The organism is Oceanobacillus caeni (assembly GCF_019037185.1).
GTDB lineage: Bacteria > Bacillota > Bacilli > Bacillales > Amphibacillaceae > Oceanobacillus > Oceanobacillus caeni.
Genome location: NZ_JAHHXM010000042.1, coordinates 1 through 26,703, shown reverse-complemented (window position 1 = coordinate 26,703; position 26,703 = coordinate 1). Strand labels below are relative to the sequence as shown.

Here is a 26,703-nt window from a genome sequence, read left to right as displayed (position 1 = left end):
GAAAAAGTGTACAAAAATAGAGTGCCGGAAATATTGGTGTGAAAGACACACCGAGAAAAACTTGACACATACTTTTTATGACGTTTTCTTGACATTTATAATACAGGCAATTACAATTGTACTGTATAATTTTATAATTTTTATAAGATTAATTGTTAGATTATGCATCTACATGTTACATGCCGACAATATGAAAGTTAAACCTATGGCAATAGGAGGTGAAAAGATGGACCTTATTTATGTAATCATCTCCATTTTGCTTACTCTGATCGTCGGTATTGTTGTTGGTTATCTGATACGTAAATCTATTGCAGAAGCTAAGATTTCTAGTGCGGAAAATTTAGCTAAACAGATTGTAGAAGAAGCACATCGGAATGCGGAAGCCTCTAAAAAAGAGGCGCTTCTTGAGGCGAAAGATGAAATTCATGAACTTCGCCAGCAAACAGAGGAAGAACTCAGAGAACGTCGAACAGAAGTACAAAGGCAAGAAAATCGTCTGTTGCAAAAAGAAGAAAGTCTTGATAAGAAAAGTGAGACATTAGACAAACGTGAACTGTTGTTAGAGGGTAAAGAACAAAGTCTAGCAGACAAACAACAACAAATTGAAGAAATGAAAAGCAAAGTGGAAGCTATGAAAGAACAGCAGCAAATGGAACTTGAGCGCATTTCTGGATATACATCAGACCAAGCGAAGCAGATTATTTTAGAGAAGATTGAAAAAGAAGTAAAACATGATTCAGCAGTCATGATTAAAGAAGCTGAGAATCGTGTCAAAGAAGAAGCGGACAAAAAGGCAAAAAGTATTTTATCGCTTGCTTTACAGCGCTGTGCTGCAGACCACGTTGCTGAAACAACTGTATCTGTTGTAAACCTTCCAAATGATGAAATGAAAGGACGTATTATCGGGCGCGAAGGTCGAAACATACGTACACTAGAAACATTAACTGGTATTGATTTAATAATCGATGACACACCAGAGGCAGTAGTTTTATCTGGTTTTGATCCAATTCGAAGAGAAATTGCTCGTATTGCATTAGAAAAACTCGTTCAAGATGGACGTATCCACCCAGCAAGGATTGAAGAAATGGTGGACAAAGCAAGACGTGAAGTTGATGAATATATACGCGAGGTTGGAGAAGAAACAACATTTGAGGTTGGCGTACATGGTCTACATCCAGATTTAGTGAAAATACTTGGTCGTCTAAAATATCGTACAAGCTATGGTCAAAATGTGTTGAAGCATTCTACTGAAGTTGCGTACCTTTCAGGGTTGCTTGCTGCTGAATTAGGCGAAGATGTAACGTTAGCAAGAAGAGCAGGACTTCTACATGACATTGGTAAAGCAATAGACCATGAAGTGGAAGGCAGTCACGTAGAAATTGGCAAAGAATTAGCCATTAAATACAAAGAACACCCTGTTGTCATTAATTCCATCGCTTCCCACCATGGTGATGAAGAGGCTACATCTATTATTGCTGTATTAGTAGCCGCTGCCGATGCACTGTCTGCAGCAAGACCGGGTGCTAGAAGTGAAACACTTGAAAATTACATTAAGAGATTAGAGAAATTGGAAGAAATCTCTGAATCATTCGAAGGTGTAGAAAAGTCTTTTGCAATTCAAGCGGGTAGAGAGATTCGGATAATGGTTAAACCTGATGAAATTGACGATTTAGAATCCGTTCGTATTGCTAGGGATATAAGAAAACGAATAGAAAATGAGCTCGATTATCCAGGTCACATTAAAGTGACTGTGATAAGAGAAACGAGAGCGGTAGAATATGCAAAATAACAAAAGTAGCCATACAAAGTGGCTACTTTTGTTTTACGTTGAAAATCTTAACGTAACAAACAATGGTTTTTCTAATCGTTTTAAATAAATAGAAATTAAATTTTTTGACTTTGAAAAATGATTATGAAAAACTATAAGTAATGGATAAGATAGGATGATAGCAGAATGAAAATATTATTTATTGGAGATGTCGTAGGATCTCCAGGAAGAGAAATGGTTAAAGAATATTTACCAAAATTAAAAGAAAAATACCGCCCCCATTTAACCATTATAAATGGTGAAAATGCCGCTTCAGGTAAAGGTATAACGGAAAAAATTTATAAACAATTTATGGAGTGGGGCGCCCAAGTAATTACGATGGGAAATCATACTTGGGATAAAAAAGAAATATTTGAATTTATTGATGATGCGAAATATATGATTCGTCCAGCTAATTTTCCCGATGGAACACCTGGTAAAGGGATTATCTATACGAATGTAAACGGGGTGGAAGTTGCGATCATTAATTTACAAGGAAGAACTTTTTTACCAGCAATTGATGATCCGTTTTTAAAAGTAGATGAATTAATAGAGGAAGCCAAAAAGCGGACTAATATTATATTTATTGATTTCCACGCGGAAGCAACAAGTGAGAAACAGGCAATCGGCTGGTATGTGAATGGACGTGCAAGTGCAGTTGTAGGTACACATACTCATACACAAACTGCAGATGAACGCATTTTGCCACAAGGTACCGCATATATTACTGATGTGGGAATGACGGGTCCATATGATGGGATTTTAGGTGTGGATAGAGATGCGGTCATAAAACGATTTTTAACATCTTTGCCTGTCCGCTTTGAAGTAACGAAAAATGGAAGAACACAGCTAGGGGCAGTAGTGGTAACAATAGATAATCATAGCGGTAAAGCAACGAATATTGAACGGATTTTAATAAACGAAGATCATCCGTTTTTTGGCTGAAAATTTCTTTTAAAAATTCCACTAGCTTCGTAAGGCTTTTCATGGGATGAATCATCTGATTTATGGAATCTTTTGAAAAATTGATGCATAATAGGGAATAAGCTAACATCTCCACGAATATAGTATCAGTAGAACTATAATAGCAAATGAAGGAGGTACTAGTCATGGAAGTATTAAAAGTTTCAGCAAAATCAAGTCCAAATTCAGTAGCAGGTGCACTTGCAAATGTATTAAGGGAACGTGGTACAGCGGAGATTCAAGCAATTGGAGCAGGTGCTCTTAACCAGGCAGTGAAAGCTGTTGCTATAGCGAGAGGATTTGTTGCACCTAGTGGAGTAGATTTAATTTGCATCCCAGCTTTTACAGATATTATGATTGATAATGAAGAAAGAACTGCGATTAAACTAATTGTAGAGCCTAGATAATGGTTTTTTAAACCCTCCCTTTCTTATAAATTAGGGGAGGGTTTTTATTTGCTCATTATATTTTTTATTGTTAAATTTAAGAATAGGGATTATACTGTAAAATTGTAAACTTATGTATATTTAATTCCGTGTTCAAAAGGAGGATAAAAAGGACCGAATCGGCTAAAGTCGCAACGTCCTGGGGCTCCTATTACTCGTCCCACCGTAAAGATTTGTTGCAACACTGCTGCTATCGCCAACAAACTTCTTTAAAGGAAGGCCGACTAAAGATGAGCTTTGCGCCCAACTCACGCCTCCACTTTTGAAGGGGCATGTCATTTTTACCGGACTTTTTGAACGACCTCTTTAAGTCCTATGAAAGGAGTATAACTATGAATGAAGAGCAACGTAAAGAACAAGCACAAATAAAACAAGTAGATTCAGTGGATCATAGTAATCAGGACAATATAGAACGTATTAAGAACACTTCAAGTGAGGAAATGATAGCGAAATACTTTCAAACAAGTTATCAACCTCCTGATATAAAAAAAGCTAGAAAACGGTTTAAAGAAGACGTTAAATTTCATTACGATTTCTCCATTCCAGAAGATATGAAAACAATTGGAAAAGGTAAAAAATTCCTCATTCGTACATATGGTTGTCAGATGAACGAGCATGATACCGAAGTAATGGCAGGTATTTTAAGTGAAATGGGATATGAGTCAACCTCAGAAACAAATGAAGCTGATATTATCCTATTAAATACATGTGCAATCCGTGAAAATGCTGAAAATAAAGTATTTGGAGAAATTGGACATTTAAAACCACTTAAATTGGAAAAACCAGATGTTATTCTAGGTGTATGCGGTTGTATGTCGCAAGAAGAGTCCGTTGTAAACCGTATCATGAAGAAACATCCTCATGTCGATTTAATCTTTGGAACACACAACATCCATCGCCTACCAGACTTAATTAAAGGAGCAATGTTTGGCAAAGAGCAGGTTGTTGAAGTTTGGTCTAAAGAAGGCGATATTATTGAAAATCTTCCTAAAGTAAGAAAAGGTAAAATTAAAGCTTGGGTTAATATTATGTATGGTTGTGATAAATTCTGTACATACTGTATCGTCCCAATGACGCGTGGTAAAGAAAGAAGTCGTCGCCCGCAAGACATTATTCAGGAAGTTCGTCATTTAGTTGCACAAGGGTATCAGGAAGTTACATTACTAGGTCAAAATGTAAATGCGTATGGAAAAGACTTCGAAGATATAGAATATACATTTGGTGATTTAATGAATGACATTCATAAAATTGACATTCCACGGGTGCGTTTTACTACTTCCCACCCAAGAGACTTTGATGATCACTTAATTGAAGTGTTAGCTCAAGGTGGAAACCTTCTTGATCATATTCACCTTCCAGTTCAATCAGGAAGTAGTGAAGTATTGAAGAAAATGAACCGTAAATATACGCGTGAAGAATATTTGGAATTAGTACGTAAAATACGAAAAGCAATCCCTAATGTAACACTTACAACTGATATCATCGTTGGCTTCCCTAATGAAACAGATGAACAATTCGAGGAAACGATGTCGTTAGTGGAAGAAGTAGGTTTTGAGGCTGCTTATACATTTATTTATTCTCCACGTGAAGGGACACCAGCGGCACGTAAAAAAGATGATGTCCCAGAAGAAGTGAAGAAACAACGTCTATACCGTCTAAATGAATTGGTAAATAAACAAGCAGCAGAATCCATGAAGACGTATAAAGATAAAGTAGTTAAGGTTTTAGTAGAGGGTGAAAGTAAGAAAGATCCCGATGTATTAGCAGGATATACGGAAAAGAATAAGTTAGTAAACTTTAAAGGTCCGAAATCTTCAATTGGTAAAATAGTAGATGTTAAAATTACGGAAGCTAAAACATGGTCGTTAGATGGTATAATGGTGGAAAATACAATTGAGGTGAACTAATGTGGCTACCTATACACGTAAAGATGTATTAGATGAGGCAAAAAGGCTAGCAGAAATGCTGTCAAGCACAGATGAAATAGAAAGATTTAAGCAAGTAGAAGCTAAATTAAACGAAAATCAAAAAGTACAGAAGCTAATTCAAAAAATAAAAACGTTACAAAAACAAGCAGTAAATTTCCAAGCATATGGAAAACATGAAGCGCTAAAGAAAGTAGACGAGGAAATTGAGCGTCTGCAAAATGAAATTGATGAAATTCCTGTTGTTCAGGAATTTAAAGAAACTCAAATTGTAGTAAATGACGTTTTACAACTTGTTTCAGGAACAATTGCAAGAGAAGTTACGAACCGAGTGATTGAATCAACTGGTGGGGATATATTATCTGGCGAGACAGGTTCGAAGGCGAAAAATAAAATAGGTTGTTCTCATTAAAATAAAAACCGAGCATAATTTGCTTGGTTTTTATTTTTAAAAAATGATTTCAGGTATGATGTCGGAGCATATTAAAATGTTAATTATAATATACATTAATCGGTTTAACCTAGGTAATCTTGGTCACAATAATAACGGAGGATGATTATTGTGATATTTATATACAATGACTACGGAGGAACACACACTACATCGCTCGCTGCAGCATACCATCTAAAAAAACTTCCAACAGATAGGAAACTAACAAAAGATGAAATCGTTCATGTAGATTATTTTAACAAATTAACAAAACATGATTTGGGTAAATTGATATTTCATGGGATTGATGAAGAAGGAAACAAAGTTTATACTTTAGGCAGGAAAAATAATAAGTATGTTGTTCCCGCGTTAAAGTCTTTTATTGAGTTGCTGCAAGAAAAATATGATTTTAATGAGAAAGTAATATTTTCAAACACTTCACCGACTGTACCACTTGTAATGTCAATTGGAGGCTTTTTTCTCGGGGGATAAACATGGAGTTTATCGGAAATCCATTACTTATATTAGGAGCCAAACAATGTTGTAATCGTATTAATAGTTTAGTTGAGCAAACCAAAAAAGAAAGTATTGCAAGAACTAGTAAATTAATCGTTTTAGATAATAAAGCGTTTAAATAAAGAATATAAAAAGCAATTGTTAAAATATGCCCCTAGCCGTTTGTAGGGGCCTATTTTTTATCCCATCTAAACGGGCAGTAAGACTTCCACCTTATGCTTCTGGGAAAACAAAGAAGGATCAACTACCCGTAAAGGTCTGATAAGTGCAACTAACCATCAGTGGGGATAAAGGAAAACTCCACTGATGAAAGTCTTCTTTATAAATGATTTATTGCATTTAAACAATATCATGCACTTTAGGTATTTGTCTTGCATAAAATGACAATGAAAAAAGAGGAGGTAAAAGTAATTATGACTTTTCTTGATAAAGACTACAGACAGATTATCACGAAAGCAGTTATTGGAAAAGGACGTAAATTCACACAAGACTCTCACTCCATTACCCCATCACATAGACCATCAAGTATTTTAGGATGCTGGGTTATCAACCATTTATATAATGCAAAACAAAAATCAGAGGATACGGTTGAAATAACAGGAAGCTATGATATCAACGTTTGGTATTCGTATAATGATAATACGAAAACGGAGGTTGTAACGGAAAGGGTAACGTATACAGATATTATTCCACTTTCCATTAAAGATGAAAATATGCTAAGTGATGAGTGTGATGTTTTAGCTAAAGTGGTACAACAGCCTAACTGTTTAGAATGCAAAATTACAAACAAAGGTCACAAAATTGTTGTTGAGGTAGAGCGAGAGTTTGTTGTGCAGGTAATTGGTGAGACAAAATTATTTGTTAAAGTAGATCCTAAATGGAGCTATGACCATGATGATCATGATGACGATGATTCATGGGACTATAAAGTAACAGATGATGAATTAGAAAGTGTAAAACCCGACTTTTTAAATAAAAAGGATTAAGAGCAAAGGCGCCGAATCCGGACGCGACCATTCCTTAAAAGAAATTATTCAGCAAAAAATACGAGGGAATTTTTCCCTCGTATTTTTGTTTCGTTTACCTTTGTCGAAATAACTCAAATTTATGCTATAATATTTGTAGTAAATATCGGTTTTTTTGGAGGATTTTTATGACTAAGCTGACACCAATGATGGAACAATATATGAAAATAAAAGCAGATTACAAGGATGCTTTTTTATTTTATAGACTTGGCGACTTTTATGAAATGTTTTATGATGATGCATTAAAAGCAGCAAGAGAATTAGAAATAACGTTAACGAAACGTAGTAATGGAAAAAACGAACCAATTCCAATGTGTGGCGTTCCTTATCATTCAGCTGAAGGATACATTAAGACATTGATTGATAAAGGATATAAAGTAGCAATTTGTGAACAAGTAGAGGACCCTAAGACAGCCAAAGGAGTCGTTAAACGAGAAGTAGTTCAATTGATTACTCCGGGTACGGTTATGGAAAGTAATATGTTAAATGAAGGTGAAAATAACTATATTGCTAGTCTATCACATTTTGAAGATGGCTCGTTTGTTATTGTATATAATGACCTATCTACAGGAGAAAACCAGATTGCAGAGATTACACAAGGTTGGGATGCGGTCGTTCATGAATTATATAACCAACCGATAAGAGAGATTGTTGTGTCCTCCAATCTTCCTGAAAATCTACAAAAGCAATTACAGGATAAATTAAATGTAACATTGTCTTATCAAAATGAAGTTACTTTTAATGCGGAATATCGGGATTTAAGTGAAAATTTAAATGACAAAAAACTCATGAAAGCTTTTAGTCGATTATTGAATTATATCCAATATACACAAAAAAGATCTCTTGACCATTTAAAAAAAGCAGAAGTGATTCAACTAAACAATCATCTTTCTTTAGATATGTATTCGAAGAGAAATTTAGAATTAACAGAAACGATTATTAAAAAGGGCAAACAAGGAAGTCTACTATGGGTGTTAGATCAAACTGTCACCGCTATGGGTTCTAGAACGTTAAAAAAATGGGTGGAAAGACCCTTATTAAATCAAAATCAGATTGAAAATAGATTAGACGTGGTGCAAAGTTTTTACAACGGTTTTATGGAAAGAGATTCCATACGGGAAATCTTGAAATCTGTCTATGACTTAGAGCGATTAGCAGGTAGAATTGCTTTTGGGAATGTAAATGCTAGAGACTTAATACAATTGAAACAATCATTGGAGAAAATACCAGAATTAAAATTAGTTTTAAATCAATTTCATCAAGAGCAAATTAAAAATCTAGCTAATCAATTAATTTACCCTGAGTACATAGTAGACTTGTTGGAGAAAGGTATAATTGATGAGCCCCCAATATCAATTAAAGAGGGTTCTATTATAAAAGATGGATATAACCAAACACTTGATTCTTATAGAGATGCTTCTAAAAATGGTAAGAAATGGATAGCGGAATTGGAACAAAAAGAAAAACAAGAAACGAATATCAAATCATTAAAAATAGGATTTAATAAAGTATTCGGCTATTATATTGAGGTAACGAAAGCAAACTTGCATTTACTACCTGAGGGAAGATATGAACGTAAACAAACCTTAACCAATGCAGAAAGATTCATTACCCCAGAATTAAAAGAAAAAGAAGAATTAATTTTAGAAGCAGAAGAAAAAAGTGTCGATTTAGAATATCAATTATTTGTAGAAATAAGAGAGAAGATAAAAGAGCATATTCCTGAATTGCAACATATTGCAGAGGTGGTAAGTCAAATTGATGTACTACAAGCTTTTGCTACGGTGAGTGAAAAGAATAATTATAAACGTCCAACCTTTGATGAAAACGAGCTTTCTATCCAGAACGGACGACATCCAGTTGTTGAGCAAGTCATGAAAGAAGGAAATTATGTTCCAAATGATATTCAATTGGATGAAGAAAAGAATATGTTATTAATTACGGGACCAAATATGTCTGGTAAAAGCACGTACATGCGTCAGCTAGCTTTAACAGTGATTATGGCCCAAATAGGTTGTTTTATTCCAGCGGACGAAGCAAAACTGCTTATTTTTGATCAAATATTTACTCGAATAGGTGCTGCGGATGATTTAGTATCTGGGCAAAGTACATTTATGGTTGAAATGCTTGAGACTAACCACGCGATAAGTAACGCAACGGAGAAAAGTTTAATCTTGCTAGATGAAATAGGGCGTGGGACTAGCACGTATGATGGTATGGCTTTAGCGCAAGCGATTGTGGAATATATTCATAATCATATCCATGCAAAAACAATGTTTTCTACCCATTACCATGAATTAACTAGTTTAGAAAAGACATTACCGAGATTAAAAAATATTCATGTTCGAGCTGAAGAATACGAAGGTAATGTTATATTTTTACATCAGATCAACGAAGGTGCTGCGGATAAAAGTTACGGAATCCATGTTGCTAAGCTAGCTAACTTACCAAAGGACTTAATAGAAAGAGCGAATGTTATTTTACAAGATTTAGAGGCTGGGAATAAATCACAACCAACATTGGAAAACGAACACCAAGGTCAACTTTCCTTTTTTGAAGAAGATGAATCAGAACCAAACGAAAAGAAAGAAAATAATTTTACATTAGAAAGCAAGATTATTCATGCTTTAAAAGAAATTGATTTGTTTGATATAACACCTATGGATGCGATGAATGAACTATATAAGCTTCAGAAAGAAGTAAAAAAACTGTAGAGAAATAATAGTGGTTCTTGCACGCCGGAAAAGCGGTTTTCTTTTTCAAGAGCGGTGAGTCTTGCCGATTAGAAACGTCGAATGTCATCTTTACCTGATTTTTTGAACCAACCTTATTAGAAAGGATTTTGCCTTAATGAAGATCGTACAAATGTCTGATGCATTAGCAAATAAAATAGCAGCTGGGGAAGTAGTTGAAAGACCAGCATCTGTTGTAAAGGAATTAGTAGAGAATAGCATTGATGCAAACAGTACATGGATTAAAGTCGATATTAAGGAAGCAGGACTAGAAGAGATTAAGGTTACCGATAATGGGGATGGAATGTCAGAGGAAGACAGTGAACGCGCATTCCTACCTCATGCAACAAGTAAAATACGGAATGAAAGTGATCTATTCCATGTAAAAACACTAGGATTTCGCGGGGAAGCACTAGCTAGTATCGCATCCGTTAGTAAGTTAACCGTAAAAAGTTCTGAAGGGGACAAAGCGGGTATTCAATTAATACTAGAAGGCGGAAAAATTATAGACAAAAAGAAAAGTGATGCAAGAAGAGGTACGGAAATTACTGTAAATGATTTATTTTTTAATACACCCGCACGGTTAAAATATATGAAAAGCCTTCATACAGAATTAGGTCATATTACGGATTTGTTAAATCGATTAGCTCTTTCTCACCCAAACATACGATTTGAAGCAACACATAATGGGAAAGGGCTTTTTAAGACTGCTGGTACAGGTGATTTACTTCAAGTTATTTCACAAGTGTACGGTATGAATGTAGCGAAGAACATGTTGATGGTTAAAGAAGAAAATTTGGATTTTCATATCGAAGGCTTTATTGCTAAGCCGGAAATTACGAGGGCATCAAGGAATTATATATCAACCATTATTAATGGGAGGTATATTAAAAGCATTCCATTGAATCAAGCAATTATTCGTGGTTATCATACATTACTTCCAATTGGCAGATCGCCGATAGTGGTACTATCTATTAATATGGATCCTATTTTAGTTGATGTAAATGTACATCCTACAAAACTTGAGGTACGCTTTAGTAAAGATAAGGAACTCTATACACAAATTGAGGAGCTTATCCGTCATAAATTTAGAGAACTTACGCTAATTCCGGAAATGACAGAAACCAGTAAGCCGAAACCAAAAGAAAAAAGCTATCAACATTCCATGGATTTTAATAGTTCATCTTCCGTGATAGAATCCAATGATAGTGTCAGGGAAACTATCGGTAATTGGTCGAAACCCGCCGACGTGGAAGAGGACGCTTTGGAGGATAATCTCACCCCAACTAATTCATCTAGTCCAAAGGAAGAGATTTTTACAAGCTATGAAGTAAATAAAGATGAAATAAAAGATGAATATAGAAATGAAGAACTTTCATTTAAAAATGTCTCCAAACAAAGAGTCCCAATGATGTATCCTATTGGTCAGTTACAAGGAACATACATTTTAGCGCAAAATGAAAATGGTCTATATATGATTGATCAACATGCGGCGCAAGAAAGAATCAAATATGAATTTTTTAGAGATAAACTAGGTAAGCCTGCAAATGAATTACAAGAATTATTACTTCCGATGACATTTGAATTTTCAAAGCAGGAATCACTTTTTATCGAACAATACAAAGAAGAGATGGAAAAAGTCGGGATATTTTTTGAAGCTTTCGGCAATCAAACATATATTATCCGATCCCACCCCAATTGGTTTCCAAATGGATTTGAAGAAGAAGTCATTCGTGAAATGGTAGAACAAATTATGAATGAAGAAAAAATCAATGTAGAATCTATTAGAGAAGATGCGGCGATCTTAATGTCATGTAAAAGGTCAATAAAGGCAAATCATTATTTAAATCAAGATGAGATGTTTCGTTTATTGGAAGATTTAAGAAATACGACAGACCCTTTTACTTGTCCACATGGTAGACCGATTATTGTTCACTTTTCTACTTATGAGTTAGAGAAGATGTTTAAGCGAGTTATGTGAAAAGGTATAAATCTCCCACTCTATTGGCAATAATAAGACCAAAAGGGGTGTGGAATTTGGAAAATAAAAATCAAGAATTAATTAATTTCCTTAATCAAGAGCTATCCAATTATTTTGTATTATATGTAAAGCTTCACCGATATCATTGGTTTATACAAGGAAGACATTTCTTTACACTTCATGAGAAATTTGAAGAAATGTATGAAATGGTAGCAAGTGACCTTGATGAAATAGCGGAACGAATCCTAGCAATAGATGGGAAACCACTAGCAACCATGTCCAAGTATTTAAAAGAAGCTACATTGACAGAGGCAAATGCAGATGATAAGGAAAATGAAATAATCAATCAATTAATTCAAGATTATCAACAAATCATTGGTGAAATTAAAGAGAGTGGCTTATCATTAGCTGAAGAACAGCAGGATGAACCGACTGCAGATTTATTAATCACTATTCAAGGAAAGTTAGAAAAATATGTTTGGATGTTAAATAGTTACCGAGCATATGATTCAAATGAATAAATAATAAAAATAGGGGAAGACTCATGAAAAATACCGTAATTTCTATTATGGGACCAACCGCTGTCGGAAAAACCAGTTTAAGTATTGAGGTTGCTAAGCGGTTTAACGGAGAAATAATAAGTGGAGACTCCATGCAAGTTTATAAAGAGATGAATATTGGAACGGCTAAAATAAAGAAAACAGAAATGGAAAATATTCCTCATCATATGATTGATATAAGAGAGCCTGATGAGGAATTTTCTGTTGCTGATTTTAAACAAAATGTACAATATTATATTGAAGAAATATCGAATCGTAATAAATTACCAATACTCGTTGGCGGTAGTGGCTTATACATTCAAGCCGCCTTATATAATTACCATTTTTCCAATCAAAAAAGAGATGAAGTTCTTACACAAAAGTTAGAAAAAAGAATAGAAGAAGAAGGACCAATACCTGTATATAATTATTTAAAAGAAATTGATCCTGTCCAGGCCGAAAAAATTCATCCAAATAATTATAGACGTGTTATTCGTGCTTTGGAAATCTATGAAACAACTGGAAAAACGATGACAGAGTATCAAAAAGAACAAACGCTTGAATCACCATATCATTTGATTCTTATTGGTTTAGAAATGGATAGACCCGAGTTATACGAACGAATTAATCATCGAGTTGACAAAATGCTAGAAGAAGGTTTAATTCAAGAAGTGAAGTTATTGATAGATAAAGGTTATGAAAATTGTCAATCAATGAATGCGATTGGATATAAAGAATTGGTTCCATATGTTCGAGGAGAAATTTCATTAAATGAAGCAGTTGAAACGCTTAAAAGGAATTCGAGAAGGTATGCTAAAAGGCAGTATACATGGTTTAAAAATAAAATGAACATAAACTGGTATGATATGTCAGACTTAAATAATAAAGAAAAGTTTCATATAATTTTAGATGATATAGCAGGAATTTTGCATAAAAGGTAGAACTTATTAATGTATAGATAGAATAGAGGAGGAAGCACGATGGCACAATCTGTTAACATTCAGGATCAATTTCTAAATCAATTAAGAAAAAATCATATTTCAGTAACAGTTATTCTAACAAACGGTTTCCAATTAAGGGGTATTGTAAAAGCATTTGATAATTTTACAGTACTGGTAGAATCAGAGGGTAAACAACAATTAATTTTTAAACATGCAATCTCAACTTTTGCACCAGTTAAAAACGTTTCACTTGATAAAGAATAATATCCAAACGGGCAAAAATAATTGCCCGTTTTTAATTTGCGATTAAAGATTCTGATATACTGGGCGTTTGTCACAATTTCTTAAGAAGTGAGTATACTAAAAGTGACAAAAGGGGTGATCGTGTGGAGTCGCAAATAAATCGTCATAAAAATGGTCAAATAAATATAGTTTTACATGAAAATAAAAGGTTAAAGGCCGAGTATGGAACAAATATCAGACATAAGCAAAATAACCCATTTAAAAATATAGATAGTGAATTCCAGGCATTTATTGGAATGGATAAACTGAAATCCACAGTGAAAGAAATTTATGCTACATTAGTAATTAACGAAAAGCGAAATGAATTAGGTTTAAAAAATTCAAAACAAGTTCTTCATATGCTTTTTAAAGGAAATCCTGGTACAGGTAAAACGACAGTCGCTAGGAAATTGGCTAAGCTTTACTATGATATGAATTTACTTTCTAAAGGCCATTTTATCGAAGCAGAACGTGCAGATTTAGTTGGAGAATATATAGGCCAAACCGCACAAAAAACACGTGCCATTATTCAAAAGGCAATGGGTGGAGTGCTATTTATTGATGAAGCTTATTCACTTGCCCGGGGTGGTGAAAAGGATTTTGGAAAAGAAGCGATTGATACGCTTGTAAAACATATGGAAGATCACCAAAACGATTTTGTACTTATTTTAGCTGGCTATCCACAAGAGATGGACAGATTTTTGCGATTAAATCCCGGATTAAAATCTAGGTTTCCATTTATTTTAGATTTTGCTGATTACGATGTTAATGAATTGATGGATATTGCTAAACAAATGGCTGCAGAAAGAGAGTATAAATTAACAAAAGAGGCGGAATGGGAACTACGTAATTATTTATATAAAAAGATACAAGAAAAATCACGAAATTTTGCTAACGCTAGATTTATAAGGAATGTGATTGAACATTCTATTCGAATGCACGCAATGAGATTATTGGAGCAAGAACGCTTTACAACCGATGATTTAGTTTATATCACTGCAAAAGATATGCAACTGAATGAGAAATCCTAAAAAATATAACCTCAGTATGAACGGAACTGGGGTTATTTTTGTATTATTATCGTATCTATGATGTAATAATAAGTTAAGGTTAACCTAAGTATAATTCGCTTATAAGAAAGAGGTTTAATGAATGCCAGAAGAAAAAATTTTAATTATTGCGGTCAAAAAGCCGACACAAAAGGATGAGCAATTTCAATCTTCATTGGAGGAATTAATTTCCTTGGGAAGAACAGCAGGCGGAAACGTTGTAGAAACTATTACGCAAAATAGAAATAGAATCCATCCTGCAACATATATTGGCGAAGGGAAAATGGAGGAAATAAAACAAGAAGTAGAAAAATTGGACATTGATTTAGTTATTTCCAACGATGAACTTTCTCCTGGTCAATTACGAAATTTATCTAATTTTTTAGGTGTGCGAATCATTGATCGAAGTCAGTTAATTTTAGATATTTTTGCAAGGCGTGCGAAAACGAAAGAAGGTAAATTACAAGTAGAGTTAGCACAATTAGAATATATGTTGCCGAGATTAGCGGGACATGGTGTGGAAATGTCACGTCTTGGTGCCGGAATTGGTACGAGAGGTCCAGGAGAAACCAAACTAGAAACAGACCGACGCCATATAAGAAATAGAATCGTGGATATAAAAAGGAAATTAAAAATTGTCGTTCGTCAACGTGAACAATATAGAAAAAGAAGAAAAACGAATGAAGCTTTTCAAATAGCAATTGTAGGATATACGAATGCAGGAAAATCTACTATTTTCAATCGCTTAACCAAAAGTGATTCGCTTGAAGAGGACAAACTGTTTGCAACGTTAGATCCTTTGACAAGAAAAATTAATTTTCCATCAGGTTTTGAGGCATTGGTAACGGATACCGTTGGGTTTCTTCAAGACCTACCCACTGCATTAATTGCTGCTTTTCGTTCGACGTTGGAAGAGGTTAAAGAAGCGGATTTTTTAATTCATGTGGTGGACGCTTCGCAGGAAAATCAAGAAGAACAACAGAGAACGGTGATGAAATTATTAGCGGAATTAGACTCCCATACGATTCCAATGCTCACTGTTTATAACAAAAAGGATTTATTACAAACTGAATTTTTCCCAATTCATCACCCTAATATCTTAATTAGTGCTTATAATCATGAGGAACTTAATCAAATGTTAGCACAGATCGAGAAAATAGTAATGGAACAATGGAAAAGTTATAGTATTCAAATTAATGATGGAAATATGTTAGCTAAACTAGAACGTGATACAATAATAACTGCTAAACAGTTTGATGAACAATCCAATAAATTTAATGTTAGTGGATATATTCGGGCCAATCATCCATTAAATCATTTAATGAATTAAAATAAAATATTGGCAAGTTTTAGGTAAGGAGAATGGAGAAATGTTAGAAACACTAGTGAAACAAGCAGAGAAAGATTGCGAAGGTATTCATAAAAATATTCAGGAAATAGTGGAAGTGAATCAAAAAAGGGTGTTAGACGCTTTTGTAAAACATCGAATAAGTGATAGCCATTTCCAGTCAACAAGTGGTTACGGATACGATGATATGGGTAGAGAAGGATTAGAAGCGGTTTATGCTGAAGTATTTGGCGGAGAAGACGCACTTGTTAGACCACAAATTGTTTCGGGTACACATGCTATAACTACGGCACTTTTTGGTCTGTTACGCCCCGGAGATGAGCTTATCTATATTACTGGAAAGCCTTACGATACATTGGAAGAGGTAATCGGTATTAGGGGGGAGAATTCGGGTTCTTTAAAAGATTTTTATATCGACTATAATCAAATATCCCTTACAAAAGAAGGAGGGATTGATTATGTCGGAGTAGAAAAAGCTATATCCGAAAAGACAAAAGTAATCGGTATACAGCGTTCAAAAGGATATGATGATAGACCGTCTTTCACGATTGCGGAAATTGAAGAGATGGTACAGTTTGTCAAAGAAATTAATCCAAACTTAATTGTATTTGTAGACAATTGTTACGGGGAATTTGTGGAAGAAAAAGAACCCCTTCATGTTGGTGTAGATATTATGGCTGGTTCTTTAATCAAGAATCCAGGTGGCGGAATTGTCAGAGCAGGTGGGTACATAGTTGGAAAGCAAGAATTGGTCGAAAGCTGTGCGAATCGTTTAACGGCCCCAAGTCTTGGTAAAGAAACAGGTGCAACATTTAATATGCTACAGGAAATGTTTCAAGGATTCTTTCTGGCCCCTCATATCGTGGGAGAATCACTAAAAGGCGCTGTATTCACGTCAAGATTTTTAGAATTAGCAGGCTTTCAAACAGCGCCTAATTATTTAGAAAAAAGAACGGATCTCATTCAGTCGGTAACATTTGAAGATGCGCAGCAAATGATCTCTTTTTGCCAAGCTATTCAGCGGAATTCACCAATTAATTCTTATGTTACTCCATATCCAAGTGAAATGCCGGGATACGATGATGAGGTTATTATGGCAGCTGGTACTTTTATACAAGGGGCTAGTATTGAACTTTCTGCAGATGGACCAATAAGACCCCCTTATACAGCTTTTGTGCAAGGAGGTCTAACATATACTCACGTGAAAATTGCGATCATTGAATCTGTAAAAAGTTTAGTGAAAGCAGGGCATTTAATCGTAAAATAAACTTCATGTAAGGAAACCTAACATTCGATTGACACTAAACCTTACATCGTTTATACTTTAGTGAGTATTGGGGGTTATTTTATTGAATGATAAAGAGCGTCGTTCAATGCCTTTGTTTTCAATTGGTATCGTTATGAAATTAACGGAATTAACCGCTAGACAAATACGATATTATGAGGAGCATGGATTAGTTTTTCCAGAGAGAACAAAAGGGAACCAACGATTATTTTCTTTCAATGATGTGGATAGACTATTAGAAATTAAAGATCTTCTTGATAAAGGATTAAATTTAGCGGGGATTAAGCTAATGGTTGAAGAATCATCAAAAAAAGAGAAAGAAAAGAATGTAAAATCAAAGGATAACGATTTAAGTTTGAAAGAGTTACGAAAGATCTTAAGGAATGAATTGAAACACCCAGATAGACTCGGGCAAGTAAATTTAAGGCAAGGAGAGCTTTCAAGATTTTTTTCTAATCGTTAATGGTAAGTTTGTTTGAATTTTATTTGGCTAGTTATTATTTAATCTATTAACATGATGTAGGAGGACAACAGATGCCAAAATATACAAGAGAAGATGTAGTGAGACAAATTAAAGAAAATAATGTGAAGTTCATACGTTTACAATTCACAGATATGCTTGGAATAATTAAAAATGTGGAAATACCTTTAAGTCAATTAGAAAAAGCGCTAGATAATAAAATGATGTTTGATGGTTCATCTATTGAAGGCTTTGTACGTATTGAAGAATCGGATATGTATTTATACCCTGATTTAGATACGTTTGTCGTTTTCCCGTGGACTTCTGAAAAAGGTAAAGTAGCACGTTTTATTTGTGATATTTACAAACCAGATGGAACACCATTTGAAGGGGATCCAAGATACAACCTTAAGCGCAATCTTAAGAAAATGGAAGAACTTGGTTTTGATGCTTTTAATATCGGTGCAGAGCCAGAATTTTTCCTATTCAAATTAGATGAAAAAGGGAATCCATCACTAGAATTAAATGACCAAGCAGGTTACTTTGATTTGGCTCCCACGGACTTAGGGGAAAACTGTCGCCGTGACATCGTTCTTGAATTAGAAGAAATGGGATTTGAAATTGAGGCTTCTCACCATGAGGGTGCACCAGGACAACATGAAATTGATTTTAAATATTCTGATGCTGTGAAACATGCGGATGATATACAAACTTTTAAATTAGTAGTTAAAACAATTGCTAGAAAACATAATTTGCATGCAACATTTATGCCTAAACCACTTTTCGGAGTAAATGGATCTGGAATGCACATTAATATGTCTTTATTTAAAAAAGGTGAAAATGTTTTTTATGACACAAAAGGGGATTTGGAGTTGAGTGAAACAGCATACCATTTCATGGCGGGTATTATTCAACATGCTACAGCCTTTACTGCGATTACAAACCCAACGATCAATTCCTATAAACGTTTGGTTCCTGGTTATGAGGCGCCATCTTATGTGGCATGGTCTGCATCAAATAGAAGCCCGTTATTACGTGTTCCGAATTCAAGAGGATTAAGTACGCGTCTTGAAGTCCGCAGTGTAGATCCTTCTGCAAATCCATATATGGCATTGTCCGTATTATTAGCTGCTGGACTATCAGGTATTGAAAATAAATTAACTCCTCCTACAGCAGTTGATAGAAATATTTATGTTATGTCGAAAGAAGAACGTGAAGAAGAAGGAATACTAGACTTACCAGTAACACTAAAAGGTGCATTAGATCTCTTGCAAAAAGATGAAGTAATTGTCGAGTCTCTAGGTGATCATTTATTTGAACACTTTGTTGAAGCGAAAGAGATTGAATGGGATATGTTCAGACTCCAAGTTCATCCTTGGGAAAGAGAACAGTATATGACTATATACTAATAGATAAAAAAAGAGAATCCGCGGATTCTCTTTTTTTGTCTTAATGTACATGTCGATACAGGCCGATAACCTTACCCAGTATACTTACATTTTTGTATAGTAGAGGTTCCATTGTTGCATTTTCTGGTTGTAAACGAATGTGATCTTTTTCTCTAAAAAATCGTTTTACGGTTGCTTCATTTTCCTCCGTCATTGCGACGACAATATCGCCATTATTAGCATTATTTTGTTGTTTAACAATAACCATATCCTTGTCTAAAATACCAGCCTCTATCATACTTTCTCCATCAATAATAAGGACAAATAAATTATCATCAGGACTTGCTGTTGAAGCTGGAATTGGAATATATTCTTCTATATTTTCAATTGCTGTAATTGGTACACCCGCTGTGACTTTCCCTATGACGGGTGCATAACGAGCTTCATCTTTTGGAATATTACTATCTTCTGATTGAGCTAAAATTTCAATTGCCCTAGGTTTAGTAGGATCTCTTCTAATATAACCCTTGCTTTCTAATCTTTCTAAATGGCCATGAACGGTAGAACTTGACGCAAGCCCTACCGCTAAAGCTATTTCCCGAACGGAAGGTGGATAACCTTTTTTAGTTACTTCATCTTTTATAAAATCAAGAATCATTTGTTGTCTATTAGAAAGTTTTGTCATCTATTACTCACCTCGCACATAATATTTTAATAATGATAGTTTACCATTATTAACTAATTTAAGCAAACACTCGTTCGAACAAATAGTTGACAAGACCGTATGTTCGTGTGATAATAGATATAACAAACGAACAAAGGTTCTGTTATTAGGTAGGAGGACAATTTATGTTTGGGAAGATAACGAAAACGGATCTTTTTTATTTAATTTCATTTGGTTTAACGTTAGGATTTATATATATTTCTATTATAATTAGTGTATAGGTAGGTAGTGGTCAATGAAAGCTATTATATATTGTCGTGTTAGTACAGATAAAATGACACAAGAAACGTCGCTAAGTCGTCAAAAAGATGAATTACTTAAATTAGCAGGTAGATATCAAATGGAAGTTATCGATTGTATAGAGGAAAAGGCTAGTGGATATGAAATAAACAGAGATGGAATTTTTGCGATGTTAGAATTTTTTTCTGAAGAGAAAGCAGATTGTTTATTGATACAGGATGAGACTAGACTAGGAAGAGGAAATACGAAGATTGCATTATTCCATCAACTACATAAGTTAAAAATACCTATTTACACTGCCATTCATGACGGAGAATTAGAATTGTCAGAATCGGATTCTATGGTTTTACAAATAGTGGGTATTGTAGAGGAGTATCAAAGAAAGATTCATAATGCTAAGATAAAAAGAGGAATGAAAAGGGCAATCGAAAAAGGGTACAATCCCTCTAAAAATCTATCAAATCAACATAAAGCAATTGATAGAGAAAGATTAGAGTTTCCGATTGAAGAAGTAGTTAGATTAAGACAAAATAATTTAACCTTTGAGGAAATTACAAAAACACTTAATGGGATGGGTTTTCATGTATCCAAAGCAACTGTTCATAGAAGATATCAAGAGTACCAAAATACTTGAATATGTTCATATGGAATAGTAAGATTTATGGCAAGAACTTACTTAAAAGTGCGAGTTCAATAAGGTTCTTGTCTTTATTTAAATAGAAAGGAAAACATTTTATATGCTTTCAAAAGAAAAATTAAATCGTATCAATGAATTAGCTAGGAAATCAAAGAGTACAGGACTGACTGAGGAAGAGGCAAAAGAGCAGAAAGAACTTCGTGAAGATTATTTAAAAAACGTCAGAAGCTCTTTTAAAAATCATATGAAATCAATGACGGTAATCGATCCTAAAGGAAACGATGTAACTCCGAAGAAAGTTAGAGAGCTGCAAGAGAGAAATAGAAAACATTAATCATTCGATAGAGGGAATTAGAAAGAATAATTTGTTTGAGAAATAAACTAACTTCACTTGTGACATACTAACATAGAATATGTTGGAGACATTTTCATTAGTGAAAGGAGTTAAATATTTTGTCAAACGTGGAAAAATTATCAATTAACACGATTCGTACATTATCTATCGATGCAATAGAAAAAGCTAATTCCGGACACCCTGGGTTACCTATGGGAGCAGCTCCAATGGCATATACGCTATGGACAGATTTTATGAACCATAATCCAAAGAACTCAAAATGGTTTAATCGTGATCGTTTTGTATTATCGGCGGGTCATGGTTCTATGCTTTTATATAGCCTACTTCATTTATCTGGATATGATGTTTCTATGGAAGATCTCAAGCAATTTCGTCAATGGGGTTCAAAAACACCTGGGCATCCCGAAGTTCATCATACTGATGGAGTAGAGGCAACAACAGGGCCTTTAGGACAAGGAATTGCAATGTCTGTAGGGATGGCAATGGCAGAAGCGCATTTAGCTAGTAAGTTTAATAAGCAGGACATAGCTATTGTGGACCACTATACTTATGCACTTATTAGTGATGGGGATTTAATGGAAGGCATCTCCCATGAAGCTGCTTCATTAGCTGGTCATCTTAGATTGGGGAAACTGATTGCGCTGTATGATTCAAATGAAATCTCATTAGACGGTGATTTACATAAATCATTCTCTGATAATACAGAACAGCGTTTTAAAGCTTACGGTTGGCAAGTTCTTCGGGTGGAAGATGGAAATGATATTAAACAAATTCGAAATGCAATAAAAGAAGCACAAGCAAATAAAGAACAACCAACTCTTATTGAGGTAAGAACTGTAATTGGATATGGGTCACCAAACAAATCAGCATCTGCTGCTTCTCACGGAGCTCCGCTTGGTGTAGACGAAGTTAAATTAACAAAGGAATTTTATGAATGGACCCATGATGATTTTCATGTACCTGAAGAAGTTTATGCTGATTTTAATGAAAAGATTGTAAAAAATGGTTCAAATAAAGAAGCGGAATGGAATGAATTATTAAGTTCTTATAAAGAAAAATATCCTGAATTAGCTAAGGAGTTAGAGTTTGTTCTAAATGACAAGTTGCCAGATGGATGGGAAAAATCTCTTCCCGTATATGAAACAGGTTCATCTCTTGCTTCACGAGCATCGTCAGGAGAAGTATTAAATGCCATATCAAAATCTGTTCCTCATTTCTTTGGTGGTAGCGCGGATTTAGCGGGTTCAAATAAAACATATATGAACGATGAAAAAGATTTCTCAAGGAATAATTACTCTGGAAGAAATATTTGGTTCGGAGTACGTGAACATGCTATGGGAGCTGCTTTAAATGGGATGGCTCTACACGGTGGTTTAAAAGTATATGGTGGTACATTCTTTGTATTCAGTGATTATTTGAGACCATCTATTCGCCTTGCATCCATCATGAATACGCCTGTCACTTATGTATTTACTCATGATTCTATTGCGGTTGGCGAAGATGGACCAACACATGAACCAATTGAGCAATTGGCGTCCTTAAGAGCTATGCCTGGATTATCTGTTATTAGACCCGCAGATGGGAATGAGGTGCAAGCAGCATGGCGTTTAGCGCTTGAATCAACTGACAGACCAACAGCACTTGTCCTTTCAAGACAAAATCTTCCTACACTGAAGGGAACGAAAGAAGCCGCATATGAGGGTGTGAAAAAAGGTGCTTATATTGTAAGCAAGGCCGAAAATGAAACTCCTGATGCGCTACTTCTTGCAACTGGTTCAGAAGTGTCACTTGCAGTTGAAGCTCAAAAGGTTCTTAAAGGAAAAGATATAGATGTAAGTGTTGTAAGTATGCCATCATGGGATCGATTTAATGAACAGGATGAAGCTTATAAAAATGAAGTGATTCCTCCACAAGTAAAAAATCGTGTTTCTATTGAAATGGCATCTCCACTGGGTTGGCATAAATATGTTGGAGATAATGGGATTGTGTTGGCTATTGATAAATTTGGTGCCTCAGCGCCCGGGGAAAAAGTAATCGAAGAGTATGGGTTTACAGTTGAAAATGTAGTGAAACATGTGGAAGCACTTGTCAAATAATATTAAAGAGAAGGTTCTTGCGGAAAGGGCCTTCTCCCTGATAATTTTCCGTTCCATTTTATTTTCGAATACCTCTTTAAACAGGTTGATCAGGAAATAGAATCCTCATAAATATAGTATTTCTAAATAAGTTACCCCCTCGACAAAACTAGTGATAGTTTGCATCTTAATGTGACAGAATTCTTATCGCTTGATCCGTATAATAGGATTAAAGGGAGGCATTAAGATGTATGATTACTCTATTTATTGGATTAAACAAGAAGTAGCAAACCATTATTTCCATAAAAGTGATATATTGTACCGCTTCTTCGAGGAATATCGTTATAATAAAAATCGAATAGATTTAAGAAGGCAATTTTTATATATTACAAAAAGTATCGAAAAAGATATCTTTATTTCTATATTAAAATATAATTTGAAAGATGACGTTCATATAAATCAAAATGATTCTATTATTGAATTATATAATAATAGATACTTTATTTCTTTACATATTGAACAAAAACAATTAAAATTTCGAAGTAGATCACTTCAAGATGCAGAAGAAATATTATTTCCTATATTACGGCTAATCCATCCACTATTTTTTGTTGTAGGACATACAAATCAAAAGTACGGCTGGATTTCTCCTATTAGATTCCCAAGAAATATTGAAAGGAATCAAGTATTGTATTCTTGTCGTTGATTTAATATACTGTATAAGAGACAACACGAAGGAGGAAACTTATCATGGCTACTATATGGGTCGTACTAATTGCTATAGCAGCGTTAATAGCTGGTGTTGCTCTTGGTTTTTTCCTTGCAAGGAAATATATGATGGATTACTTGAAAAAGAATCCTCCGATTAATGAGCAAATGCTTCGTACGTTAATGATGCAGATGGGCCAAAAACCATCGCAAAAGAAAATTAATCAAATGATGCGTGCAATGAACAATCAAATGGATAAGAATTAATTGATCATTTTAGATTGAAAGTGTTTATCCCGCCTAAACGGGCAGTAAGACTTCCACCACAAGCTTCTGAAGAATAAAGAAGGTGGGTGGGAGATCAACTGCCCGTAAAGGTACGATAAGCGCGGCTACCTATCAGTGGGGGATGTAGGAAAGCCTTCACTGATGGAAGTCTTCTTTATCAGTGTCAATTATCTTAATACTTTTTGGACTTATTTGGTTAATTTTTTAAGAGAACCACTCTTTCTTTTTAAGTAAGTAGAAAGGGTGGTTTTTAATATGTATTTCGTTAGTAAATACCAAGTTTTCAAATATTTATCCTTGTTTTGTCATATTTGACTACATTGTTACTGGTACAATTTGATAAACTAATGAAAAGGAGGATTTTTCTATGTCGGAAATTAATGTTTTCCTTGCATTCGGTGCGGGGTTTCTTTCGTTTGTTTCACCATGTGTTTTACCCTTATTTCCGGTGTTTTTATCATATATTACCGGAATGAGTGTAAGTGAAATTAAAGATGAGAATAAAAGGTTAAACAAGAAGGCCTTTATTCATACAATCTTTTTCTTACTCGGATTTTCTAGTATTTTTATTATGATAGGTTTTACTTCAACCTTCATTTCTGATTTTCTTTTAACGTATCAGAATATCATTAGACAAATAGGTGCTATTTTAATCATCTTTTTTGGATTAGTAATCGTGGGAGTTTTTAATTTTAAGTTTCTAATGCAAGATAAAAAAATCACTTTTAAAAATCGTCCAACTGGATTTTTGGGTTCGTTCATTATAGGAATGGCATTTTCTTTAGGTTGGACACCATGTACAGGCCCGATATTAGCTATTGTTCTTTCACTTGCTGCAACAAATCCTGAAGTTGGATTAATTATGATGGTAGCTTATATATTAGGTTTTTCTATTCCGTTTCTATTTTTAGCTTATTTTATTGGAAAACTAAATTGGATTAAAAAACATAGTCAACGATTAATAAAGATTGGTGGTTATGTTATGATATTTATTGGTATTGCACTATTTTTTGACTGGATGACGAAACTCACTGCATTTTTGGCTGGAGTTTTTGGCTTCACAGGGTTTTAAAGGTTTTTATCACGTGGTATAATTTGTACGAGCTTTAAGTACCTTAATAAGAAGATTTCTAAGTCTAATGAAGCATGGATGGATTGGGAGTCGGTAAAGTTTGATATTCAAATGGCATGGATGAAAACTTCTTGCAATTATGAATACGTTTCAAAATATGCGAAATAAAACAAAGTTATCTAATATTATGTACGTTTTAGCTTAAGAGGTCATATTAATACTAAGAAAGCTTATTTATGAGAGCTTCGAGAGAGTGATGCTTTATGTCTATATTTTGGTTGATTTCTAGCACTATCGTTTTTGCAGGAATGGCCGTGTTTATGATTTTCATTCGATTAAAAGCTGCAAAAAGGCCAGCTTCTATAAAAAAAATAATTTTACCACCAATTATGATGAGTACAGGGGCTTGTATGTTTATCATTCCAGAATTTCGTGTGGAATGGCCACAAGTATTAGAAGCTCTAATTCTAGGAATAATTTTTTCTATATTTTTAATAAAGACTTCCAAATTTGAGGTGAAAGATTCTGAGGTGTATTTAACTCCGTCTCGAGCGTTCCCATTTATTTTATTTGGATTGCTTATTGTGAGACTAGTTGTTAAATTAATCATTGGAAGTTATATTTCATTTGGAGAAACGACAGGAATGTTCTTCTTATTGGCACTTGGGATGATTGTAACTTGGAGAATTGTAATGCTTTTTCAGTTTTTAAAAATTAGAAGAAGTATCGTATAAAAAAGCGACTAACTTATTTGTTAGTCGCTTTTTTATATTTTTCTTCCCAATTGTCTGCGTAGTCTTTTTTAGACAAATGAAATAGATATTCGTAAGGTTTAACATCTATTTCTTTTTCTTTTAGTTTTTTTCTTAAGAATTTATGATCGCGCTTTGGGGTTGCTAAGATATAGCCTTCTACTAAAACATCTTGATCAATAATATTTTTTCCTTTTTTTAATGCTACTTCTCCAATTTTACTTGCAATACTCTGTTTTGCCACATCACGAAACAGTTCAGGGACAGGAGATACTAACTCATTTAATAAATCTTTTTCTTCTTCCTTCCACATATGTTTTGTTTGATTGAGATAATGTAATTCCCAATCCATTATTGATTTTCCATCTGTTTTTGGCAGTTGTTTCAAAAATTTGCGAAACATAAAAAATCCACCAATTCCAAGCAAAGTAATAAGCAGAACACCCCAACCAACTAATAGTAATCCCATAATTTCACCTTTTCTTGAATATTTTGTTCATTAAAAAAAATGAAGAAAGTGTATAAATTTTAAATACTTATTTTACTTTTAAAGGAAATATAGTATCATTACTTAATAGTACGAAATGACAAAAGGGTTTACAAATATAATTATAATATTCATAAATAAGACAAACAAGTATCATATTCGATAGATTCCGGTTGTACAATAAATGACGTTGGTGGGAAAAACTCACCTACGTCATTTTTGTGTTTATAAATAGAAAACAAGTGAGA

General features: G+C 34.2%; 25 protein-coding genes and 1 pseudogene. 24 read left to right on the top strand and 2 right to left on the bottom strand.

The window, feature by feature from the left end:
* Positions 1–226 precede the first annotated feature (226 nt).
* The 17 genes and pseudogenes from rny to glnA all read left to right on the top strand — a co-directional run bounded on the left by rny (position 227) and on the right by glnA (position 19,138).
* Positions 227–1,789, top strand: coding sequence for a ribonuclease Y (gene rny / locus KM885_RS15755; protein ID WP_204798228.1), 1,563 nt, complete (start codon positions 227–229; stop codon positions 1,787–1,789).
* Positions 1,790–1,954: 165 nt separating this feature from the next.
* A complete protein-coding gene (locus KM885_RS15750) occupies positions 1,955–2,752 on the top strand; it encodes a TIGR00282 family metallophosphoesterase (protein WP_204798227.1) in 798 nt (265 codons plus the stop codon).
* Between the two features lie 164 nt (positions 2,753–2,916).
* Entirely contained in the window at positions 2,917–3,177 is a 261-nt protein-coding gene (gene spoVS / locus KM885_RS15745) for a stage V sporulation protein SpoVS (RefSeq protein ID WP_047186108.1), read from the top strand.
* Positions 3,178–3,548: 371 nt separating this feature from the next.
* Positions 3,549–5,123 (top strand): tRNA (N6-isopentenyl adenosine(37)-C2)-methylthiotransferase MiaB, encoded by a 1,575-nt coding sequence (gene miaB / locus KM885_RS15740; protein ID WP_204798226.1) that lies wholly within the window; start codon positions 3,549–3,551, stop codon positions 5,121–5,123.
* Position 5,124: 1 nt separating this feature from the next.
* Positions 5,125–5,553 carry a YlbF family regulator gene (locus tag KM885_RS15735; RefSeq protein WP_204798225.1) on the top strand — a complete coding sequence of 143 codons (429 nt, stop codon included), beginning with the start codon at positions 5,125–5,127 and terminating at the stop codon, positions 5,551–5,553.
* Between the two features lie 150 nt (positions 5,554–5,703).
* Positions 5,704–6,209, top strand: a pseudogene (locus KM885_RS15730) (DUF3189 family protein).
* A 291-nt stretch (positions 6,210–6,500) separates the two neighbouring features.
* Entirely contained in the window at positions 6,501–7,073 is a 573-nt protein-coding gene (gene cotE / locus KM885_RS15725) for an outer spore coat protein CotE (protein ID WP_060668853.1), read from the top strand.
* 167 nt (positions 7,074–7,240) lie between these two features.
* Entirely contained in the window at positions 7,241–9,826 is a 2,586-nt protein-coding gene (gene mutS, locus KM885_RS15720) for a DNA mismatch repair protein MutS (protein WP_216884247.1), read from the top strand.
* 136 nt (positions 9,827–9,962) lie between these two features.
* Positions 9,963–11,825 carry a DNA mismatch repair endonuclease MutL gene (mutL, locus tag KM885_RS15715; protein WP_216884246.1) on the top strand — a complete coding sequence of 621 codons (1,863 nt, stop codon included), beginning with the start codon at positions 9,963–9,965 and terminating at the stop codon, positions 11,823–11,825.
* A 56-nt stretch (positions 11,826–11,881) separates the two neighbouring features.
* The gene (locus KM885_RS15710) at positions 11,882–12,346 is read left to right on the top strand and encodes a Dps family protein (RefSeq protein ID WP_244987052.1); all 465 of its coding nucleotides are present in this window, start codon (positions 11,882–11,884) and stop codon (positions 12,344–12,346) included.
* Between the two features lie 23 nt (positions 12,347–12,369).
* On the top strand, positions 12,370–13,305 hold the full coding sequence (gene miaA / locus KM885_RS15705) for a tRNA (adenosine(37)-N6)-dimethylallyltransferase MiaA (protein ID WP_047186114.1): 936 nt from the start codon (positions 12,370–12,372) through the stop codon (positions 13,303–13,305).
* 39 nt (positions 13,306–13,344) lie between these two features.
* Positions 13,345–13,569 carry an RNA chaperone Hfq gene (gene hfq, locus KM885_RS15700; RefSeq protein WP_047186115.1) on the top strand — a complete coding sequence of 75 codons (225 nt, stop codon included), beginning with the start codon at positions 13,345–13,347 and terminating at the stop codon, positions 13,567–13,569.
* 122 nt (positions 13,570–13,691) lie between these two features.
* The gene (gene spoVK, locus KM885_RS15695) at positions 13,692–14,618 is read left to right on the top strand and encodes a stage V sporulation protein K (protein ID WP_047186116.1); all 927 of its coding nucleotides are present in this window, start codon (positions 13,692–13,694) and stop codon (positions 14,616–14,618) included.
* Positions 14,619–14,739: 121 nt separating this feature from the next.
* A complete protein-coding gene (gene hflX / locus KM885_RS15690; protein WP_047186117.1) occupies positions 14,740–15,966 on the top strand; it encodes a GTPase HflX in 1,227 nt (408 codons plus the stop codon).
* Between the two features lie 40 nt (positions 15,967–16,006).
* Entirely contained in the window at positions 16,007–17,251 is a 1,245-nt protein-coding gene (locus KM885_RS15685; RefSeq protein WP_204798711.1) for a methionine gamma-lyase family protein, read from the top strand.
* 106 nt (positions 17,252–17,357) lie between these two features.
* Entirely contained in the window at positions 17,358–17,732 is a 375-nt protein-coding gene (locus KM885_RS15680; RefSeq protein ID WP_204798715.1) for a MerR family transcriptional regulator, read from the top strand.
* A 71-nt stretch (positions 17,733–17,803) separates the two neighbouring features.
* Complete coding sequence (gene glnA / locus KM885_RS15675; protein ID WP_060668847.1) at positions 17,804–19,138, top strand: type I glutamate--ammonia ligase; 1,335 nt, start codon at positions 17,804–17,806, stop codon at positions 19,136–19,138.
* Between the two features lie 40 nt (positions 19,139–19,178).
* Here the strand turns inward: glnA and lexA are convergent, their stop codons facing one another.
* Positions 19,179–19,802, bottom strand: coding sequence for a transcriptional repressor LexA (gene lexA / locus KM885_RS15670; RefSeq protein ID WP_047186120.1), 624 nt, complete (start codon positions 19,800–19,802; stop codon positions 19,179–19,181).
* A 274-nt stretch (positions 19,803–20,076) separates the two neighbouring features.
* Between lexA and KM885_RS15665 the strand changes: the two genes are divergently transcribed.
* The 7 genes from KM885_RS15665 (at position 20,077) to KM885_RS15635 (ending at position 25,950) form a co-directional block, all read left to right on the top strand.
* Positions 20,077–20,715, top strand: a complete 639-nt coding sequence (locus KM885_RS15665; RefSeq protein WP_216884245.1) for a YneB family resolvase-like protein — start codon at positions 20,077–20,079, stop codon at positions 20,713–20,715.
* A 103-nt stretch (positions 20,716–20,818) separates the two neighbouring features.
* Positions 20,819–21,052 (top strand): DUF896 domain-containing protein, encoded by a 234-nt coding sequence (locus KM885_RS15660; RefSeq protein WP_047186122.1) that lies wholly within the window; start codon positions 20,819–20,821, stop codon positions 21,050–21,052.
* 116 nt (positions 21,053–21,168) lie between these two features.
* Positions 21,169–23,169, top strand: coding sequence for a transketolase (tkt, locus tag KM885_RS15655; protein ID WP_047186123.1), 2,001 nt, complete (start codon positions 21,169–21,171; stop codon positions 23,167–23,169).
* Positions 23,170–23,395: 226 nt separating this feature from the next.
* Positions 23,396–23,854 (top strand): sporulation inhibitor of replication protein SirA, encoded by a 459-nt coding sequence (gene sirA / locus KM885_RS15650; RefSeq protein WP_047186124.1) that lies wholly within the window; start codon positions 23,396–23,398, stop codon positions 23,852–23,854.
* Positions 23,855–23,898: 44 nt separating this feature from the next.
* Positions 23,899–24,123 (top strand): YneF family protein, encoded by a 225-nt coding sequence (locus KM885_RS15645; protein ID WP_047186125.1) that lies wholly within the window; start codon positions 23,899–23,901, stop codon positions 24,121–24,123.
* Positions 24,124–24,511: 388 nt separating this feature from the next.
* Positions 24,512–25,216 (top strand): cytochrome c biogenesis CcdA family protein, encoded by a 705-nt coding sequence (locus KM885_RS15640; RefSeq protein WP_047186126.1) that lies wholly within the window; start codon positions 24,512–24,514, stop codon positions 25,214–25,216.
* Between the two features lie 269 nt (positions 25,217–25,485).
* Positions 25,486–25,950, top strand: coding sequence for a CcdC family protein (locus tag KM885_RS15635; RefSeq protein WP_145524068.1), 465 nt, complete (start codon positions 25,486–25,488; stop codon positions 25,948–25,950).
* A gap of 13 nt (positions 25,951–25,963) precedes the next feature.
* Here the strand turns inward: KM885_RS15635 and KM885_RS15630 are convergent, their stop codons facing one another.
* Positions 25,964–26,437, bottom strand: coding sequence for a DUF2621 family protein (locus tag KM885_RS15630; RefSeq protein WP_047186127.1), 474 nt, complete (start codon positions 26,435–26,437; stop codon positions 25,964–25,966).
* Positions 26,438–26,703: the final 266 nt, after the last annotated feature.